The 19,871-nt window shown below is 46.4% G+C and carries 21 protein-coding genes; 13 read left to right on the forward strand and 8 right to left on the reverse strand.

The genetic code is table 11. The features are described from left to right. The first annotated feature begins 81 nt into the window (after positions 1–81). Positions 82–798 (forward strand): ribonuclease PH, encoded by a 717-nt coding sequence (gene rph / locus B0680_RS07155; protein ID WP_078254416.1) that lies wholly within the window; start codon positions 82–84, stop codon positions 796–798. A gap of 1 nt (position 799) precedes the next feature. Next, positions 800–1,264, forward strand: coding sequence for a hypothetical protein (locus B0680_RS07160; protein ID WP_078254417.1), 465 nt, complete (start codon positions 800–802; stop codon positions 1,262–1,264). Between the two features lie 67 nt (positions 1,265–1,331). Here the strand turns inward: B0680_RS07160 and hemJ are convergent, their stop codons facing one another. The 4 genes from hemJ to serB form a co-directional block, all read right to left on the reverse strand. Then, positions 1,332–1,757, reverse strand: coding sequence for a protoporphyrinogen oxidase HemJ (gene hemJ / locus B0680_RS07165; protein WP_078254418.1), 426 nt, complete (start codon positions 1,755–1,757; stop codon positions 1,332–1,334). 108 nt (positions 1,758–1,865) lie between these two features. Continuing rightward, on the reverse strand, positions 1,866–2,906 hold the full coding sequence (gene bioB / locus B0680_RS07170; protein WP_078254487.1) for a biotin synthase BioB: 1,041 nt from the start codon (positions 2,904–2,906) through the stop codon (positions 1,866–1,868). Positions 2,907–3,057: 151 nt separating this feature from the next. Next, positions 3,058–3,567 (reverse strand): hypothetical protein, encoded by a 510-nt coding sequence (locus B0680_RS07175; RefSeq protein WP_078254419.1) that lies wholly within the window; start codon positions 3,565–3,567, stop codon positions 3,058–3,060. Between the two features lie 87 nt (positions 3,568–3,654). Next, entirely contained in the window at positions 3,655–4,764 is a 1,110-nt protein-coding gene (gene serB, locus B0680_RS07180) for a phosphoserine phosphatase SerB (RefSeq protein ID WP_078254420.1), read from the reverse strand. A gap of 217 nt (positions 4,765–4,981) precedes the next feature. Between serB and B0680_RS07185 the strand changes: the two genes are divergently transcribed. The 5 genes from B0680_RS07185 to B0680_RS07205 all read left to right on the forward strand — a co-directional run bounded on the left by B0680_RS07185 (position 4,982) and on the right by B0680_RS07205 (position 8,130). Next, positions 4,982–6,250, forward strand: a complete 1,269-nt coding sequence (locus tag B0680_RS07185; protein WP_143821387.1) for a hypothetical protein — start codon at positions 4,982–4,984, stop codon at positions 6,248–6,250. 166 nt (positions 6,251–6,416) lie between these two features. Beyond that, positions 6,417–6,641 carry a PA3496 family putative envelope integrity protein gene (locus B0680_RS07190; RefSeq protein WP_078254422.1) on the forward strand — a complete coding sequence of 75 codons (225 nt, stop codon included), beginning with the start codon at positions 6,417–6,419 and terminating at the stop codon, positions 6,639–6,641. Between the two features lie 80 nt (positions 6,642–6,721). Further along, positions 6,722–7,243 carry a UPF0149 family protein gene (locus B0680_RS07195; RefSeq protein WP_078254423.1) on the forward strand — a complete coding sequence of 174 codons (522 nt, stop codon included), beginning with the start codon at positions 6,722–6,724 and terminating at the stop codon, positions 7,241–7,243. Positions 7,244–7,324: 81 nt separating this feature from the next. After that, positions 7,325–7,678, forward strand: a complete 354-nt coding sequence (locus B0680_RS07200; protein WP_078254424.1) for a YbjQ family protein — start codon at positions 7,325–7,327, stop codon at positions 7,676–7,678. A 2-nt stretch (positions 7,679–7,680) separates the two neighbouring features. After that, a complete protein-coding gene (locus tag B0680_RS07205; protein WP_078254425.1) occupies positions 7,681–8,130 on the forward strand; it encodes a YbjQ family protein in 450 nt (149 codons plus the stop codon). Positions 8,131–8,243: 113 nt separating this feature from the next. Here the strand turns inward: B0680_RS07205 and B0680_RS07210 are convergent, their stop codons facing one another. Beyond that, complete coding sequence (locus B0680_RS07210; protein ID WP_078254426.1) at positions 8,244–9,713, reverse strand: DASS family sodium-coupled anion symporter; 1,470 nt, start codon at positions 9,711–9,713, stop codon at positions 8,244–8,246. Positions 9,714–9,980: 267 nt separating this feature from the next. On the opposite strand from B0680_RS07210, the gene B0680_RS07215 reads away from it, so the two are divergent. The 4 genes from B0680_RS07215 to B0680_RS07230 all read left to right on the forward strand — a co-directional run bounded on the left by B0680_RS07215 (position 9,981) and on the right by B0680_RS07230 (position 15,732). Then, a complete protein-coding gene (locus tag B0680_RS07215) occupies positions 9,981–12,899 on the forward strand; it encodes a valine--tRNA ligase (RefSeq protein ID WP_078254427.1) in 2,919 nt (972 codons plus the stop codon). Between the two features lie 150 nt (positions 12,900–13,049). Continuing rightward, positions 13,050–14,183, forward strand: coding sequence for a hypothetical protein (locus B0680_RS07220; protein ID WP_078254428.1), 1,134 nt, complete (start codon positions 13,050–13,052; stop codon positions 14,181–14,183). Next, complete coding sequence (locus B0680_RS07225; protein ID WP_078254429.1) at positions 14,183–14,860, forward strand: OmpA/MotB family protein; 678 nt, start codon at positions 14,183–14,185, stop codon at positions 14,858–14,860. The genes B0680_RS07220 and B0680_RS07225 overlap by 1 nt, the downstream gene beginning before the upstream one ends. Next, positions 14,860–15,732 (forward strand): HNH endonuclease family protein, encoded by an 873-nt coding sequence (locus B0680_RS07230; RefSeq protein ID WP_078254430.1) that lies wholly within the window; start codon positions 14,860–14,862, stop codon positions 15,730–15,732. Before B0680_RS07225 ends, B0680_RS07230 begins: the two co-directional genes overlap by 1 nt. Here the strand turns inward: B0680_RS07230 and B0680_RS07235 are convergent. Together B0680_RS07235 and B0680_RS07240 are read right to left on the reverse strand one after the other, a co-directional pair. Beyond that, entirely contained in the window at positions 15,707–16,615 is a 909-nt protein-coding gene (locus B0680_RS07235) for a histone deacetylase family protein (protein ID WP_078254431.1), read from the reverse strand. The genes B0680_RS07230 and B0680_RS07235 overlap by 26 nt on opposite strands. A 30-nt stretch (positions 16,616–16,645) precedes the next feature. Beyond that, entirely contained in the window at positions 16,646–17,344 is a 699-nt protein-coding gene (locus tag B0680_RS07240; protein ID WP_078254488.1) for a type III secretion system chaperone family protein, read from the reverse strand. A gap of 198 nt (positions 17,345–17,542) precedes the next feature. Here B0680_RS07240 and ccmA point away from each other — a divergent pair, with 198 nt between their 5' ends. Together ccmA and B0680_RS07250 are read left to right on the forward strand one after the other, a co-directional pair. Then, positions 17,543–18,187: a heme ABC exporter ATP-binding protein CcmA gene (gene ccmA / locus B0680_RS07245; RefSeq protein WP_228143768.1), complete on the forward strand. Its 645-nt coding sequence runs from the start codon at positions 17,543–17,545 to the stop codon at positions 18,185–18,187. Further along, positions 18,184–18,858, forward strand: coding sequence for a heme exporter protein CcmB (locus B0680_RS07250; protein WP_078254433.1), 675 nt, complete (start codon positions 18,184–18,186; stop codon positions 18,856–18,858). Before ccmA ends, B0680_RS07250 begins: the two co-directional genes overlap by 4 nt. 135 nt (positions 18,859–18,993) lie before the next feature. Here the strand turns inward: B0680_RS07250 and B0680_RS07255 are convergent, their stop codons facing one another. After that, positions 18,994–19,857: a PhzF family phenazine biosynthesis protein gene (locus tag B0680_RS07255; protein WP_078254434.1), complete on the reverse strand. Its 864-nt coding sequence runs from the start codon at positions 19,855–19,857 to the stop codon at positions 18,994–18,996. Positions 19,858–19,871 lie beyond the last annotated feature (14 nt).

A 19,871-nucleotide genomic window follows, 5' to 3' on the forward strand; every position in this document is an offset into this window, starting at 1 on the left:
GTGATGGCAGGTTTTTGTTTTGTGTTTTTGGGCATAACTTGGTAAAATTGCTTAAATTCACAACAATGACCAGAGATTTTTATGCGTATTGATGGCAGACAATTGAACGAACTTCGCCCAATCAGCTTTACCCGCCACTACACCAAGCACGCCGAAGGCTCGGTACTCGTGTGCTTTGGCGATACCAAAGTGCTATGCACTGCCAGTGTCGAAGCAGGTGTACCAAGATGGCTCAAGGGACAAGGGCAAGGCTGGCTGACCGCTGAATATGGAATGTTACCGCGTGCGACAGGCACACGCACTCAGCGTGAAGCTGCTCGTGGTAAGCAGTCAGGTCGCACCCAAGAGATTCAGCGTCTGATTGGTCGTAGCCTGCGTGCGATGCTTGATTTATCAAAGCTTGGCGAGAATACCATTCACATCGACTGTGATGTCATCCAAGCCGATGGCGGTACACGCACAGCGAGTATCTCAGGGGCGGCGGTGGCGCTGATTGATGCGCTTGAATACCTACAACGAGAAAAGAAACTGACCCAAGACCCACTACTGGGCTTGGTCGGTGCGGTGTCTGTAGGTATCAAAGATGGCAAGGCGTATCTGGATTTGAACTATGCCGAAGATTCAACCTGTGATACCGATTTGAATGTGGTGATGACCCAAGCAGGGGGCTTTATTGAGATTCAGGGCACGGCAGAAGATAAGCCATTCACCCGAGCTGAAGCTGATAGTATGCTAAGTCTGGCTGAAGCTGGTATCCGCCAAATCATCGAAGCGCAGCAGCAAGCATTGGGCTGGTAAGATGCTGACGGTCAATGATGATGGCGTCAGCATTCGTCTGACAGGACAAGGGGGCGACCCATTGTTTTGGTGGTCGGTGGGACTGCTTGTGCTTGGGATTGTCGTAGCGGTGATTTGCTTTACCATGCCTGTTGCGTATGCCATCGGCTCGTTGTTTGTGTTCGCTGTGGCGATGTTTGGCTTTAATATCAAGCGTCATCAGGCGAAGCGCCGTCATGTGTTTGGTGTTGGTGAATTAAGGCTGACACCCAAGCGATTTATGATTGATGATAAGTCCTTGACATTGTCCGAGTCTGCACAGGTGGACATCAATGGCGTATGGCTAATTGTCAAAGACCGTGGCATTGAGTATCATTTTACAGGCTTTGCAGGCGAGCGAGAGATGAGCATTGCCAAAGCGGTGCTTGATGGTCAAAGCATCGCCAAGAAAAACGCCGTTATTAAGATGGTCAGCACAGCGGATTGATAAGATGGCAAAACTAAAGCCCTAAGCATCAGCTAGGGCTTTAGTTTTTTTGGGGCATAAGTACTGCTTAAAACGGCTTGACCACTGCCAAAATCACCACCGCAATCAAGATAAACACAGGAATCTCATTGAACCATCGCCAATAGACATGGCTTTTAAGCTTAGGATTATCCATCAAGCGAACACGAAAGCGACCGCAGGACAGGTGATACAGGGTAAGTAGCACCACAAGAACAAGCTTGGCGTGTAGCCAGCCTTGAGATAGATAGATGCTTGGTGCTAGGGCAATCATCAGAAGTCCACACCCCCAAGTGGCAATCATCGCAGGCGTCATAATCCCACGATACAGCTTGCGCTCCATCAGGGCAAATCGCTCTTGGCTTAGTGTATCATCACTCATCGCATGATACACGAATAGGCGTGGCAAATAAAAAATCCCTGCAAACCAACAAACCATACTGATGATATGAAAGGCTCTGATGTACTCTAGCATTGTGACGTCCAATAAAAAAGATGCGCTTATTATAGCACATCTTTTGGTGTCATTGATTTGCCGAGTAGATGGTAATGGACGACCGCTTAGCTACTCATTAGCCACTCATTAGGCGCTTAGCGGACAACCTTCGGGGCGTTCTTGATTGATGGCAGTGCCACTCATGGCATCGATGATTTGTGGCTTTGGCATGGGGCGAGTTGGGGTCAGCCCAAGCTCTGCCATCAGTCTGTCATCGTGTGCGGTAGATTGGTTGCCTGTGGTCAGTAGCTTATCCCCATAAAAAAATGAATTCGCCCCCGCCATAAACGCCAATGCCTGCTCGCCATCGCTTAGGCTCTCACGGCCAGCAGATAGGCGTACATAGCTTGTCGGACAGCAGATACGAGTTACCGCGATGGTGCGAATCCACTCGATGACAGACAGCTGACCTTCGGCAAGCACCTTATCACCAAGCGGTGTGCCCTTGATGGGTACTAATAGATTCACAGGGATTGACTGTGGTGGAATCGGCATTTGGGTTAGCTCATAAATCCAGTCAATGCGGTCTTGGCGGCTCTCGCCCATGCCAACGATACTGCCCGAGCAGACATTGATACCCGCATTGCGGACATATTCGATGGTCTCAAGGCGGTCATCATAACTGCGTGTGGTGGCGACGCTGTCATAGTAGCTGCGAGATGTGTCTAGGTTATGATTATAATAATCTAAGCCGGCATCTGCTAAGGTTTTGGCTTGGTCGGGATTTAGCATACCCAAAGTCATGCAGGTCTCAAGCCCAAGTGCTTTGACTTCGCTGATAAGCTCAACCAAATACGGCATATCTTTGGCGCTTGGATGTTTCCACGCTGCACCCATACAAAAGCGTGATGAGCCCTGCGCCTTAGCACGGCGTGCAGCTGCAAGCACTTTTTCGATTTCTAGGCGTTTTTCGGCAGTTAAGCCTGTCTTGTCACGATGATGACCTGACTGTGAGCAGTAGCCGCAGTCTTCGGGGCAGTTGCCTGTTTTGATGGATAATAGGGTGCTGATTTGCACTTCATTGGCGTTGAAATGCTCACGGTGCACCGTCTGGGCTTGCATCAGCAAATCCATCAGCGGTAGGTTAAATAAACGAGCAATTTCGTCCTTGGTGGTAGCTTGTGTCATGGTGGTCATCGTCGTATTGTCGGTGTTTATTGTGTTTAATATGCGTGATTTGACGCATCTTATCGGTCGATAGTTGGTGAACGATTGTACTGAAATTTTTGCCAAATAGCAAATCCATTTGCAGTTTTGGGTGAAATCATTGGCAAAACGGTTATTTACCCAGCTTTTTCTTTAGGCTAAGTAGTGCATCTTTGGCGGTCTCGGCATAAGGCTTGGCAAGCTCGATATAGGGCTTGGCCTGCTCGACATAGCCACGATATTCTTCGGGAATGGTCGCTGCTTGCTTGCCGATACCTACAAACCATAGCACCAGCTTATAATCACCCGTGATTTTGACATCGCCATCTTGGATAGCTGTCATAAAGGCCGCCACATCGCCTTTGGTCAGTAGCTTGACACCGGTCATCGAGTCTTTAAAATCAATGGTCAAATCCGCATCGTGCGCTGTGCCGAGTGTTTGTCCAAAATGTCCTTGGTCAAAGCGAAAATAACGCTCAACATTGGGTGCAACGAACTGAATGCAGACGGTGCGTTCTTTGACAAGATTATTAAACGACTCGTTATTGCGAGCTTTGGCAAGGTTTTGCAAACGCAGTCCTAAGCCTGCCAAAAGAGCGTCTAGCGGGTCGGCTTTGACATTGATTACGGGAATGGTCAGCATAAAAATCCTATCGATAAATAAATGACAAATTAAAATGAAAAGGGTAGCAGATTATCCGTGATTTTTCGACGAAAAATTTGTAACCAATCAGCGTACATCGAGTCGATGACCCAGTGCATATAGCACGCCTTCAAGCCCTGTCAGATTGACAGCGGCATCAGCACGCGCCTGTACGATGGGCTTGGCATGATAAGCAATACCCAAATCACTCACCGCCATCATAGGCAAATCGTTCGCACCATCGCCGATACAGACGACTTCTTTCATTGACAGCCCTAGGCGTTTGGCGACGGTTTGGGCGATGATGGCTTTTTGGTTGCCATCTAGGATATTGTCATCGACCAGTCCGCTTAATGTTTTGCCGTCATTGAGTAGCGGATTGGCATAATATTCATCCATGCCAAGCGTGCTTGCGACATATTGGGCAAATGGCTCAAAGCCACCCGAAATCAGCACGGTATGATAGCCAAGTGCCTTGAGTGCTTTGATGGTGGCTGCTGCACCCGGCTGAAAATGAATGTGCTTGGCGATAATCTCATCGACAATGCCAATCGGTGCATCAGCAAGTAGTGCCACACGACGAGCAAAACTCGTTGCAAAATCAATCTCACCACGCATCGCCTGCTCGGTGATATCCGCCACTTTATCTTCGATACCGCAGAATTTGGCAAGCTCAACGATGACTTCTTCTTGAATCAGCGTCGAATCCATATCAAAGCACGCCAAGCGATGCTGTGTCAGTAGCTTGTTAGCGGATAAGATATGCACATCGGCCTGTAGCTGCGCGGATAGATGCTGGGTAATTTGCTCATCAATGATGTGTGCGGCCGCCACTCGTTTGTCCTGACTCATCGGTGCGCCTGTATAAGACAGCAGATAGCGGTGAATGGCGACGGCGGTCAGTGTCTCATTGCTCTCAATCAGATGGGCAGATGCTTTGGCGGCTTCGTCATCATTGACGATGCTAAGTTGCCAGTTGGGCTGTGCTTGCACCCACTCGCTCATCAGCACATCAATATCGACGGCAGGCGAGCTTGCCACCACGACAATACCAAAAATCGGCAGCTCTTCAATCTGCTCGCTGTGCTGACCTGTGGTCAAATCCACCCCGTGCAGTGCAGGTGGCAGTGTTTGTAGCTGTGAAAAGGCGTGTAGCCATGCTTGGCTGTTATTTGGTAGGGCATAAGTGATGGTCATGATAAAACTCGTTTTTTTTGGTGAAATAAAACCGCAGATAAATCCGCCATAGAGTGAACATATTAGCACCAAACCAGCTTTTATAAAAGGGTAATGTGATGGAATTGTGTATTTGGCTCAAAAACAGTTGCGTAATCATAGTAAACATGGGAAAATTAGTTTATTTTGCAAAACAAAAGTGTTTTTGCCTTATTCACTTGGTTATTTTAAAGTTATCATGACTTATTCAGCGCCCAATAGAACCTTATTTTTAATTATTCTGCTTATTAGCTTATTTTTGCATACGGTGTTTTTTGTCATCAGTTCAGATAGACAAACGACAGAACAGCACCGAGTGGTGGCAGAGCGCTTGGTCGCTGAATTGGGCGCAGAGCTTGCGATGCCGAGTGCTGCCAATGACCGTGTGAGCATGAGCCATATCGCAGGTCAGTACGCCCAAGAGCCCCAAGTGGCATTTGTGGCGATTTATGATGCTGATGATAATATCGTTGTTTCGATAGGTGAAGGCGAAAATGGCTATCGCACACGAAACGAGACCATTGTCGTTGGTGATAAGGTGTTAGGCTCGGTAGTGCTAGAGACCAAAGCGGTGAGCACAGCAACCATCTTGTCAGGTCAGTGGCTATTTTTATTGGCTATGCTGGTCATTCATGGGCTATTGTGGGTGGTCTATGGACATATCGCTCGCCCGACCAAAGAGCTCAAGCTACAGATTGCCAGACAGACCCGTGACCGCCTATTAAGTCAAGGCTTATTAACCGGTGAAGTGGCTACCCCAACGCCAACTGAAGCCCCGCCTACACCGAGCGAAGATAATGCATCAGCTGAACCGGCATCAGCGGTAGATACTGCTAAGACTGATGCATCTGATGATGGCACAAATCAGCAGACAGCAGCGACACCGCCGGCGGTGGATAGCTACACAGTTCAGGTGCGATTTGATGACCCCAATCAGCTGATCCAAGCAGTCAGCTATGACCACAAAAAAATGTACTTTGCACTGTGTGATCAGATGGTGTCTAAGGCAGCAACCAAACTACTTGAAACACCGCTATTGGCAGGCGTGTCTATCCGTGCCATCAAAAGCTTTGATGAAACTGGGGCAAGCATTGAGCTTGTGCGTGACAATGATTATGCCAAAGTTGCCACAGCTGCATTGATGCTATCCAAGCTGATTTTGATGGTGAACCAAATCGTCTATGACAGACACCGTGAGCTTGGGCAATTTGCACTCAAATTCGCCACAACTGCCAGTGACACCGCACAGGCCAATACTATTTATAGTATCTCAAAGCGTCGTGGACAGCCGTTGTTGGTATTGTTTGAGCCATCAGCAAGCCAAGAAGTGGCAATCTTTGGCACATTGACCAAAATCCACAACCCAAGCTCGCCATCAGAGCGTAATTGCCAAATCATCACATCGATGAGCCAAAGCACCGTCAGCCGTCTGCGTGTGGCACGTGATGCGGTATTCTTGGAAGATTGAATGGTTTTTTTATCAAAAATCTCAATGAATTGGCAAAAACACTTGACAAAACGCACAAGCTGATTTATAAGGCTACAACACGCCCAAGATTTATCATGGAGTTAGGAAAAATCCGTTGTGATGGCTGATTGGGTAATTCGACTGCAACGATAGCTAAGGAGTCATTATGAGTAATATTGATGATGATTTTGATGATGATAACTTTGAAGAAGATGCTGATGCCAAGCTTGCCGATGAAGGCAAGGCAAAACCCCTAGAAAAACGCCTAAAAATCGACGCACTACTCGAAGAGCAACGCATCAACAAACTCAAGCGTGCGCTAGAAGAAGACGATTTTGCGGAGTTTGATGATCTTGATGATGACTTTGATGACTTGGACGATGATTTTTGATCCTAGCTGTCAATGACAAGATGTTTGCTTATACTGACATTGTGTTGGTATAAGCCTTATTTTTAAAAAGAGTATGAAAAATGAATAAACAAGAACTGTTTGCTTATCTTGAGTCACCTGCCAATGAAATGGGTCTAGACCCGATTGCAGCGCATGGCTTTTTGACCGCAACTGTGGTGGGTAAGCCATTGCCAAATTGGCTATCAGCATTCTTTGAAGGGGCGGATGCAAGCGTACCAAGCGAAGTCAAAGATGCACTACAAGCATGGCGTCAAGAGCTGATTGACACTCTAAAAGCCGAACAGCCGATTGAGCTACCGTTCGATGCCAGCGAAGAAGCCGAAGACTTTAGCGAAGATGGCGACCTAGCGGCATGGGCGATTGGCTTTGTGGATGCGATGTATTCAGATGAAAATGTCGATTGGTTTGATGACGAAAACACCGAGCAAGATGTGGCGGATTTGACCTTGCCAATGGTAGTGCTATCAGGCATTGACGAAGAGCTTGATGAGATTCGCAGCGATGAGATGCTAGCTGATATGGCAAACGCCCTTGAAGATAACATCACCGAGCTGTTCTTGCTATTTCACACCGATGACTAAGCATTGATAGTCATTGACAAAGCGATAAGCAGGGTGTGTACATCCTGCTTTTTTATCAAATATGAATCATGTGGGGAAGTTATGCAGTTATCCAATCTTGAGCATTTGCCAAATTATATCATCACCGAGCGACTTGATGTCGTCTATGGTAGCACCGTGCGTAGTAAGCACGTGGGTAAGGATTTATTAGCAGGTCTAAAAAATATCGTCGGCGGTGAGCTGACTGCTTATACCGAGCTGCTCGAAGAAGCTCGCCAAGAAGCCATGTCACGAATGATTGCCAAAGCACAAGCACTGGGTGCAGATGCCATCGTGGGTATTCGCTTTTCGACATCGAACATCACCGCAGGCGCATCAGAGCTGTTCGTCTATGGCACGGCGGTCAAGGTGCAAAAGAAATTCAATCCTTTTGGGCAGGCTGACGGCACAGAATAATCATGGACATTTCTGCAATATTATTAAGAAATATTGATTGGCTGATTGCGATTATCTTGTTCTTTGTCGGGTGGTATTTTGGTTCTCGTGCCGAGCGTCGCCATTTGGCAAGCCTAGTCGCCGATGAAGCCAAATACCGTCATATCCGAGTATCGAGCGAGCGTATCGATGTGCCTGATGGCGCAGGCGAGCCTGTGTTTGTGACGGGTAATGTTGTCATCGCCCAAGATAGATTTAAGCTTGTGATTGCAAGTGTGCTTAGCTTATTTGGCAAGAACTTGACCGTCTATGAAAGCCTGCTTGACCGTGCTCGCCGTGAAGCGGTGGTGCGTGCTAAGTCCCAAGCGCACAAAGCAGGCTGTGATGTCATCTATGGCTTACGCTTTGAGATGTGCGATATGGATGGCGGTGTCGAAGTGCTGGTTTATGGGGTGGGGCTTTTGACCGAGTAAGATAAGCGGTGCATGGATTTGTCAAATACGCTCATTAATTATAAGCGTTCAGCAGTCAAAAAACCATCTTGATATCACAAGATGGTTTTAAATGATTGTTTAACAAATGAATATCACCAATAGCCAAGCACTTTCCACCAAGCGCCACCAATGATGACAAATACCAGCAGATTGACCACGCTCATCACAAAGCCTGCTTTCCACCATTCAGGCAAGGTCGTAAAGCCTGAACCAAAAATCACCGGCGAAGTCCCTGTGGCATAATGCGTCAAAGTCATCATCAGGCTAGATGCTGCCGCCATCAATAGCGCAAAGAACATCGGCGGCGCACCAAGTGCAATACCTGCGGTCAAAAATGCGCCAAACATCGCCGTGATATGCGCTGTGGTGCTTGCAAACATATAGTGTGCATACATATAAGCAACCAGTAGCAATAAGCCTGCCATCATACCACTTAAGCCTAGACCGCTAATACTTGTCTCAAGCGAGTTTGAGAACCATTCGATTAAGCCAAGCTTATTTAAGAATGTCGCCATCATAATCAGTGCTGAGAACCAGACGATGGTATCCCATGCGCTTTTTTCGGAAGTGACATCCGCCCAAGTCAGAACACCTGATAGTAGCAATAAGCAAAGCCCAATAAAGGCAGTGGCAGTGGCATCAATCTTAAAGCCGAACAACAGCTCAGGCACGCCCGCCCAGCAAGCGAGCAAGATACCAAAGATGGCAAGCATGATTGTCTCATCACGGCTCATTTTGCCCATCTCGGCAAGCTTATCTTTGGCGAACTGCACGGCATTTGGCGTGTGCTTGATGGTCGGTGGGTAAAGAAAATACAGTACCAAAGGCATCAAGATAAACGCCACAAGACCCGGCACAAGCATTGCCAACGCCCACTGACTCCAGCTTAGGCGAAACTCACTGCCCAGACTTTCGGCGATGAGATTGACCACCATTGGGTTTGGGGCGGTGGCGGTGATGAACATCGCCGAGCTGATTGGGTTGCTGTGATAATTGACCAGCGCTAGGTATTTACCCATTTTATCTTGGGTGTTTTTGGCGGGGTTTGAATCATAGCTTTCGGCGATAGAGCGCATAATCGGGTGCATGATAGCGCCACCACGAGCGGTATTACTTGGGGTGACAGGGGCTAAGATGAGCTCGGATAATGCCAAGCTATAGCCGATGCCAAGTGTCTTTTTGCCAAAAATTGCAATAAAAATATAACCAATGCGTGCACCAAGCCCTGTCTTTAATAGACCACGAGAAATCATGATGGACACACCAATCAGCCAAATCAGTGGATTGGCAAAGCTTGATAGGGCATCTTTCATGGCGGCATCCGCCTTGCCATCGCTGACGGTGATGCCTGTGACAGCCACCAAAGTGATAGCGATGATTGAGATTGCGCCGATTGGCATGGCTTTGCCGATAATCGCTGCAATCACCCCGACAAATAACGCAAGTAGATTCCATGCTTGCGGTGTCACGCCATCAGGGGTTGGAATCAGGATAATCGCCACCGCCAAAGCGATGGCAATCAGCATAGGAATGGGCTTAAAGCCTAAGCTTGATTTGTTCATAATAGACTCAATATTTAATCAAAACAAAAAAAGGACACCTGTTATGATGTCCTTATGATAATCACTCTTATTTTGAATGTGCTTGGGTTTATTATACGCCAAATAAATACATATAAATATTAAGGAATTGAAATTATCAATCCAAAGTCATTTTGATAAAAAATACTAGACAAGTTACCCAATAAATTCCCATCAAAAATCCCCACAAACCGCCGAAAACTTGCTAAAATAGAACCATTTTTTTAAGTATAAATTTGAGAGCTGATTATGACCAACAACGCCATCCAAACTGCCCTAGACCGCCTATCTTCTGCCTACAATCCTGCCGACATCGAAGCAGGGATGTATCAAGGCTGGGAAAATGCAGGCTATTTTAAGCCGGATTACACGAAGCCAAAAGCCTTCTCAATTGCCTTGCCGCCGCCGAATGTCACAGGCTCACTGCACATGGGGCACGGCTTTAATAATGCCATCATGGATACGCTGACTCGCTATCACCGCATGATGGGCTACAACACGCTATGGCAAGCAGGTACTGACCATGCAGGTATCGCAACCCAAATGGTCGTTGAGCGTCAGCTTGGCTTACAAGGCATCAAACGCCATGACTTGGGCCGTGACAAATTCCTAGAAAAAGTCTGGGAGTGGAAAAATGAATCGGGCGGCAATATCACTCGCCAAATCCGTCGTCTGGGCTCATCGGTGGACTGGAGCCGTGAACGCTTTACGATGGATGAAGGCCTATCAAAAGCGGTGCAAGATGTGTTCGTCAAGCTGTATGATGATGGTCTCATCTATCGTGGTAAGCGTCTGGTAAACTGGGATATCAAGCTTGAGACGGCATTGTCTGATTTGGAAGTAGAAAATCACGACGAACAAGGCTCATTGTGGCACTTTAAATATTTCTTTGAAAATCAAGAACTTAAAACCAAAGATGGTCAGAACTATCTGGTCGTGGCAACCACTCGCCCAGAGACCTTGCTTGGTGATACGGCGGTGGCGGTACATCCTGAAGATGAACGCTATGCACATCTGATTGGTCAAAATATCGTCCTGCCGATTACAGGTCGTATCGTGCCTATCGTGGCGGATACTTATGTCGAAAAAGACTTTGGTACAGGCTGTGTCAAAATCACCCCTGCGCATGATTTTAATGACTATGAAGTGGGTAAACGCCACAATCTGCCACTGATTAATATCTTTGACAAAAATGCCAATATCCTAGCTGATATGCAGGTCTATGAGAGCCTAACTCAGCGTGAGCCGACGCTTGAGACGACGCCGAGCGATTATGCAGGTTTGGCTCGTTTTGATGCCCGCAAAAAACTGGTGGCAGATGCCGAAACTCAAGGCTGGCTTGAAAAAATCGAACCGCACGCACTCAAAGCCCCACGAGGCGACCGCAGTGGTGAGATTGTTGAGCCGTATTTGACCGACCAATGGTATGTGGCGATTGAGGCACTTGCCAAGCCTGCGATTGAGGCGGTCGAAGACGGTCGTATTGAGTTTGTGCCTGCACAATACAAGAATATGTACATGGCGTGGATGCGTGATATCCAAGACTGGTGCATCAGCCGTCAGCTGTGGTGGGGTCATCGTATCCCTGCGTGGTATGACGACAAGGGCGGTATCTATGTGGCGCATGATGAAGCTGAAGTACGCAGTAAATACAATCTGCCTGCCGATGTCATCCTGCGCCAAGATGAAGATGTGCTTGATACTTGGTTTAGCTCAGGTCTATGGACATTCAGTACGCTTGACTGGGGCAATCCAAATGATGACGGACGAGCATTGCAGACTTTCCATCCAACCAGCGTACTGGTGACTGGCTTTGATATCATCTTCTTCTGGGTGGCTCGCATGATTATGCTGACCATGCACTTTGTCAAAAATGCCGATGGCACGCCACAAGTACCGTTCAAGACCGTCTATGTGCATGGTCTGGTGCGTGATGGTCAAGGTCAAAAGATGAGTAAGTCAAAAGGTAATGTGCTTGACCCGATTGATTTGATTGATGGCATTGACCTAGAAAGCTTGGTGGCGAAACGCACGACGGGGCTGATGAACCCAAAAGACGCCGCCAAAATCGAAAAATCTACCCGCAAAGAATTTGCCGATGGTATTGAGGCATTTGGCACCGATGCACTGCGTTTTACCTTTACAAGCCTAGCAAGTACAGGCCGTGATATCAACTTTGATATCAAGCGTATTGAGGGCAACCGTAATTTCTGTAATAAAATTTGGAACGCCACCCGCTTTGTGCTGATGAACTGCGTGGATAAAGCAGGTAATGAGCTACCCATTGACAAAACCGCCAATAAACAGCTGTGGGAACTACCCGAAAAATGGATTGTCAGCCGTCTAAACTCAACCATCGCAAGCATCCATGAGGCGATGGCGACTTATCGCTTTGACTTGGTGAGCCAAGCGATTTATGAGTTTATTTGGAATGAGTATTGCGACTGGTATGTCGAGCTTGCCAAATCAGCGCTCAATGACGACAGTGTCAGCGATGAGCGCAAGGCGCAGATTCGCTATGTGCTGATTCATGTGCTTGAGGTCGCCATGCGATTCACCCACCCAATCATGCCGTATCTGACCGAGAGCCTGTGGCAGACGGTTGCGCCACTGATTGGCCGCAAATCTGCTGATAGCATCGTCATCGCCGATTTCCCTGTGGCAAATGCCGATGATATCAGTGCCGAGACCGAGCAGGATATGGCATGGCTACAAGCACTCATCGGTGCGGTGCGTAATATCCGTGGCGAGATGAAGCTGGGTAATGCTGTGCGTCTGCCTGTGCTACTACAAGGGGCGAACGACACCGAGCAAGCATCACTAAGCCGTATTGCCAATCAGTTCAAGGCACTGGCAAAAGTCGAGACACTCACCATCGTCGCTGATACTGACGAAGTACCACTGTGCTCATCAAGTATGGTAGGGCAGGTCAAGGTGCTTGTACCGATGAAAGGGCTGATTGACCCGACCGCAGAGCTAAGCCGTCTCGCCAAAGTCGCCGAAAAACTGCAAGCACAAGCCGATGGCATCGCTCGTAAGCTATCTAACGAAGGCTTTGTCGCCAAAGCACCTGAAGCGGTGGTCACCGCCGAAAAAGCCAAACTTGATGAGCTAAACACTCAGCTTGCCGAAATTGCTAAGCAGGTGGAGCAGTTGAAGGGGTTGTAAGTTATTAGAGTAATTAAATGGGCGGGTGGATGCCTGCTCGCCCTGTTGGCTGTATAAATTGAATATAATGAAGAGTTTGTAATTGGCTCAGTTTCAATTTGTATTCGACTCAGGACTGTTTATTTGATACCTTTGGAAATGGATTAAACTATGTTGTTTTATGGACTAACCGTTGAAACATTATTCTTTATTATCTTAATCTTAGGTGCAGCGATTTATTTTTACTCACAGGTTGGTAAAAATGGCAAAATTGCCAGCCAAGCACCGACAATTTTAACAACTTTTGGTATTTTTGCCACATTTTTTGCGATTGCATGGGGTTTGTTGAATTTTGATACCGCCAATATCCAAGAAGGTATCCCTGCATTATTAGGTAGTTTAAAAACGGCTTTCTGGGCTTCTGTATTCGGTATTGCTGGTGCATTAGTTATCAAAATACGTCTGCTCTTTTTAAAGGAAGAGTTGGATTACGATGAAGACTTTAATCGCTCTTTGTTAAGTTTTAATCAAAAATTACTGGAGGAAATTTCTCTATTAAGGCAGGAAAATAATGCACATCTAGAGATTTTGGCAGATGCACAAAAAGAAGCCTTGGAAAAATTAGCAAAGTCTTCATCGGAGGAGCTTGTTAAAGCCTTAAGTGATGTAGTTAGGGATTTTAATACAAAAATTAATGAGCAGTTTGGTGATAATTTTAAACAACTGAATACAGCTGTTGGTGGTTTATTGGAATGGCAAGAGAGATATAAATCCTATATTGAAGAGTCTGAAAACGCTTTAAATTCTATCATGCAAGCAATGCAGCAAACCGTTACCGAGGTTGTTGGATTGGCAAATGCATCTGAAAAGATTCATGAGGATTATCAAAGTGTCTTGGAAATGGCGGAAGACTTTGCTGATATAGCAAATAATCTGGAAGAGATTCTGAGCAATCTCGATCAGCAGCGCAACGCAATCCAACTACAGCTTACTCAGCTTGCAACAATAGTATCTAGGGCTTCCGATGACTTACCGCAGATACAGACCCAAATTCTTGGGATTGCAACAACTATGCGAAATTCAGCTGATGAGTTTAATCGTCATGTTTCGGATTTAACAACCAGGGTTAGTAGTCAGTCTGATGCATTGGTGAGCGGTCTTGAAAAAGCATTAACTGAATCATTGACAGGATTGGGTGGTAATCTGTCAGCAATGACGGAAAAATTTGCAAGTGATTATCAAAAAACAGCAAATGCATTGCAGGCTATCGAGCGTAAAACCCAGCAGTTAAGAGGTGGTGATTGATGTCTAAAAATTCTGAAGATCATTGGATTCCTCTTGCCGACTTAATGACTGGGTTGATGATGGTATTTATGCTAATCGCAATCCTATACATGCATAAAATTGGCAGCGCTGCAGCTGAGTATAGCTCATCAAAAAGTAGCCTTGGTAGGGATTTGTGTCAAGAATTTGCAGATGACCTAAATGGTTGGGGTGCGGAATGCGATCAGCAAAATTTGGTTGTTCGCTTCAAATCTCCAGATGTGTTGTTTGATACAGGTAGCGACAGATTAAAGCCTGAATTTATTGCTATTTTGAATGACTTCTTTCCTCGTTATATTGAAGTTTTAAGCAAGTCGCAATATAAGAATAAAATTGAAGAGATACGAATTGAGGGGCATACATCAAGCCATTGGCGTGTTGGTGTTTCTGATGATCAAGCGTATTTTATGAATATGCAATTGTCGCAAGCAAGAACTTTAAGTGTGTTACAATATCTACTGACATCACCTAGTATCAAAGATAAAGATTGGGTAAAAAAATATTTAACTGCTAATGGTTTGTCTTCCTCGAAGTTAATCTATAATGAAGATGGTAGCGAAAACCAACAAGGTTCACAAAGGGTTGAGTTTAAAGTTCGCACCAAGGCTGATGAATATATTCAAAATATCATTGATGATTTGGGTCAGGAATCTAGATAATGACAATAAAAATTCGTTTGCCTAATTTTTATAACCACACAGCATTAAATACGCTTAAAGAGAAGATGGGTATACCTAGAAACGTATATGGCGATTTTAGGAATGCGCAGCAATATGCGGGTCATCTAGAGCTGACAGGTGAAGGCAAAGAAATTGATATTCAGACCGAGGTTTGTGAACATAGTGACCATACACTTGTATATGAAGGCAATAGAATTGTTGTATATATTCGAGATATTGCAAGTTATTCAGGTGAATATAGTTTACCAAAATTTCATGTGGCGTATTGTTCTACTTATCAACAGATGGTCGAAAATCATCGTAAGCGCAGATATATAGGGATTCAGCCCAATGAAAACCTATTTAAGGTTAATATTGTTAATGGTAGGGCTGTTATAGATTCTTTCTTATCTCCTTTGAGTGTGTGTAAAAATTGTTTGGCAAAGTTATGCTGGGATGGCTATCATAATAACTTGGCACAGGGTAAAAGAGATACTTTGGTAAACGATTTTACATTCGAAAGATTTTTTGAAAAATATCCTAGAAGTGTGTTTGATGAAAAAGATCACTCTCCGCAAACGGGTGGATTGAATGTATATCCAAAGAATTGGGATGAGATTTCAAAAAGTTACAGAGAGTCCAAGTATTGGATTTGTGAAAAATGTAATGTTAATCTAAGCTCATACCATCGATTACTTCATGTGCATCACAAGGATGGTAATAAGGCTAATTGTAGTTTTTCAAACCTTGAGGCGCTGTGTGTAGATTGCCATGCCAATGAACCAAATCATAGTCACATGAAGGGCAATCCTAGAACAAGAGAGGACATAATGCTGGTTCAAAGAATTAGAAATGCACAACAAATCTCCTAACCACCCCAAACACCACACTATGCCCCTGTACAATCACATCAATATCAGGGGCGTAGCCACCACCCATTGTAACCACAGTTGGTAGCTTGTGGTTGTGGAGCGTTTCGATGACAAATTGTTCTCTTTGGATAAGTCCATCCATAGACAGGTTAATGCGCCCAAGTCTGTCATCAGCCAGCACATCCACCCCCGCTTGATAAAACACAAAATCAGGGCAAAACTCATCCAGCACCTTTGGCAGATGATAGTTTAATAATGCTAAATATTCTTCATCATCTGTGCCGTCTGCTAGGGCGATGTCTAGGTCGGATTTTGGCTTGTGGTAGGGATAATTTTTCTCACCATGCATACTAAAGACAAACACCGATGGATTATCCGCCATGATGGCTGCATTACCATTGCCTTGATGGACATCTAGGTCTAGGATTAGGATGCGCTTGGCAAGTCCATCTCTCAGTAGGACATTGCTCGCTACACAGACATCATTGAGGATACAAAATCCTTCTCCGCTATCGGCAAAAGCATGGTGTGTGCCGCCAGAGGTGGATAGAGCAAAGCCGTCTGTCAGCGCATATTTGGCGCAGGCGATGGTTGCACCGACGACATAGCGTTCACGGTCGATGAGTGCTTGGCTCATGGGCAGACCGATTTTACGGCACTCTTTGGCAGGTAGTGTCAGTGTGTCTAGGGCGTACCAATAGTCAGGCGTGTGCGTGGTTAAAATCTCATCTATTGTTGCCATCGGTGGCTCAAAAAACTGACTGGGTGTCGTGATGCCATCAGCAATCAGTTTGATGGGTAGTTGCTCATACTTTGCCATCGGGAAGCGATGACCTTCGGGCACAGCATGACAAAAGATGGGCGAATGGGCGATTTTGAACATAGATGATGGATTTTTATAATTTAGAATAACTTATTGATATTGCTGTGTCGGCTCAAAAAACTGCCCAGATGTCTCATCATGGGTATCACCAGATGTAAAAGGTGCATTGAGATAATCCAGTACAATCGGGCTTGGCTCTTGTTCGCTCATCACATCGTGATACAGCTTTTGGGCAAGTTCGGATAGGCTTGCCACACCTTGCAAATAGCAATCCAGTGTATGGTCGTCAAGATTGGTAAATTCCGCATCAAAGCTGACTTTGGCACGCACTTCGCCATCGGTTGGGTCCATCTCAAGATTGCCAAACGGGATGCCAAGATTTGCCATCGCTATCGCCATCATCATCGGCGCATAGTGGGATAGTGGCACGACATCGGTCAAGACGCCAAACACAGACACAAGCTTGGTGCGCTCATTAATCCGAAACACACAAGTCCACTCATCCCCACCATCGCCAAAAGGCACAATCAAATGATGCACCTGCGCGACACCGCTTGGCATCATGCCGTAGGCATCTGATGGGCGATGCTCAAGCTGCCAGCCGTGCTGATTGAGCCACTCGGCGATGGCGGATGTGATGGGCAGATACTCAAGCGTGCTTAGGCTTGGCTTGGCAGTCGGCATTTGACTGTTTGTATCAGGCAGTACGGGCTCGCTGATTGGCTTGGGTGCATCATCCTGTGGTGTATCTAGATTGAGCAGTTGTTTTAGTTTTTTTAATAATTTCATCATCGTCATGGTGCTGTGTTTTGGATGCTTAGCATACCAAAAATTCTACCAAAGTGCCAATCAAACTACCATCAGCATCTTATCAAGGGGCAGATTTGCCAAAATTTTTGTAAAATCTGTGGCGATTGCGTGCTTTTTTAGCTTTTGATGTGGTTTTTTGGTATGATAGCGGATAAATTTTTTGTGGTAATGAACTTCATGACAGTTGCGACTTTATCGTCAAATATCATAAGACCAAGTGCAGGCGAGCCGATTTTATCCCTAGAGCAGATGGCTGTGCAACGGGGTGATTTTTTGCTGTGTCAAGGTGTGGATTTGACGCTGTACTCGGGGGATATTTGCCATCTGATTGGTGAAAATGGCTTGGGCAAGACGACCTTGATGTCGCAGATTGCAGGCTTGCTACCCATCATGACAGGGTCAGCTACTATCAACGGGGCGTGCGTGTATGTGTCGCATCAGCTTGGGATTAGCTCGGCTTTGACAGTGGGGCAAAATCTGCGGTTTTTGTTATCCTTGTATGGTATGCAGGCGGATGATGATGTGCTTGAAGGGGCGCTTGAGCAAGTGGGCTTGCAGGGCTTGGCGGATGTCTCAAGCGTTCAGCTGTCGGCAGGGCAGATGCGTCGTGTCGGCTTGGCTCGGCTGTTTGTGCTGGATGCGACAGATGCACCATTTTGGCTACTCGATGAGCCATTGACGGCACTTGATGTGGCGATGGTGGCGCGGCTTGAAGCTCGTATCGGGCAGTTCGCCCGTGATGGCGGTGCGGTACTGATGACTAGCCATCAGGCGACGCACGCAACCAACTGCACTTTGGATTTGGCGGAGTTTGCCTTATGATGAACCAAGCGTTTATGACCATGCTACAGCGTGAATGGCAAATCAAACGACAAGGGGCGGTGCAGTGGCTATTTCCTTTGGTGCTGTTTTTGCTCATCATTACTTTGTTTCCGCTTGCCATCGGTAGTGAGCCCAATCTGCTACTTCGCCTTGCGCCGTCGGCGGTGTGGATTGCTGCACTGATTGCGCTTGTGATTGGGGTGGATGATTTGTTCCGTGGCGAGTTTGATAATGGCACACTTGCGCAGATGGTCGTCGCCAAAGCACCGCTGACGCTGTGGGTGCTGGCTCGGCTGATGGTGCATTGGCTGTTTAGCGCAGGCGTGGTGGCGTTGTTATCACTGCTTGTGATTGTGCTGTTTGGTATGGCGACCGGTGATGCGCTTGTGCTGGCTTTATCCATCATCGTTGGTTCACCGCTACTGCTTGCGTTGTCGGCGATTGCTAGTAGCTTGACTTTGACACTCAAAAATGGCGCTATCTTAGTGCCACTGATTGCACTACCGATGCAGCTGCCGGTACTGATTTTTGCCACCGGTGCGGTGGATTTGCACGCCACAGGGCTCAATGGCTTACCGACATTGGCGCTAATGGCAGCAGGCAGTATCATTGCTGTGCTTGTGACGCCGTGGGTGGTGGCAAGCGTGCTTAAGATGGCATGGTCGGATTGATGGCTATGTTTAAACGGCTGCGTTGATGGCGGATTGAGCTTGTTATGATAAGTCGTCAAATTACACAGATGGATAAATTAATCGCTTGGCAAACTACTTGTCAAGCGACCAATTTATCTATCTACACCCAAAAACTTACACCAAAAACTCACCTTTGGCAACTTGCACCACACGCCCACCGACAAAAATCGTCTGCTCATCATCGACTTTGAGCGTTAGGCGGTTGGGCCGCCCCATATCATCGCCTTGATGGATGGTTTTGGCGATAGGGTATTGATTTTGCAGGATAAAATACGCCCCCAAATTGGCACACGCCGAGCCTGTACCGCTGTCTTCGACCATCACCCGATTTTGTTCAAAAAACATTCGAACATGGATGATGTCGCCATCAGCTACCCAATAATACACCGACGGCTCATCAGTGGTCTTAAACGGATTATTCACATTCAATTCACGCAGTCTTGCGATGTCGAGTTGCAGATTTTGTAGTGCTTGATGATTGGTTAATTCAATCAAAAATTGCTGTGTACCGCTATTCATAAAATAACCGCCATCAGCAATATCATCTGCATGGATACCGCTTGCTTGAGCGATGGCATCTTTTGAAGCATGGCTTTTGACGGCGTTATAGCCTTTGATTTTTATTTCAATGCGGTCATTATCGCTTAGGACTTCAACGGGTTTTGCTAAGGTGTTTAACACAAAATGACTTGGCAAATCAACCAGTTGTCTTAGCATAAACGCACTGCCAAGCGTCGGATGACCTGCCAGTGGCAATTCATAATTTGGCGTAAAAATGCGTAAATCAGCCGCTGCCGACACGCCATGCTTATTGGTCGGTGGATGAATAAACACCGTCTCGGATAGATTAAACTGCTTGGCAATCGCCTGCATTTGCTCGTCAGTTAGCCCATCGGCATGGGGAAAGACCGCCAAGGGATTACCGCCAAAATGACTTTCGGCAAAGACATTGACGAGATAAAACGGATAAGCTTTCATGCTAAAGCTCCAAT

The sequence above is a fragment of the Moraxella pluranimalium genome, from assembly GCF_002014825.1.
Taxonomy (GTDB): Bacteria; Pseudomonadota; Gammaproteobacteria; order Pseudomonadales; family Moraxellaceae; genus Moraxella; species Moraxella pluranimalium.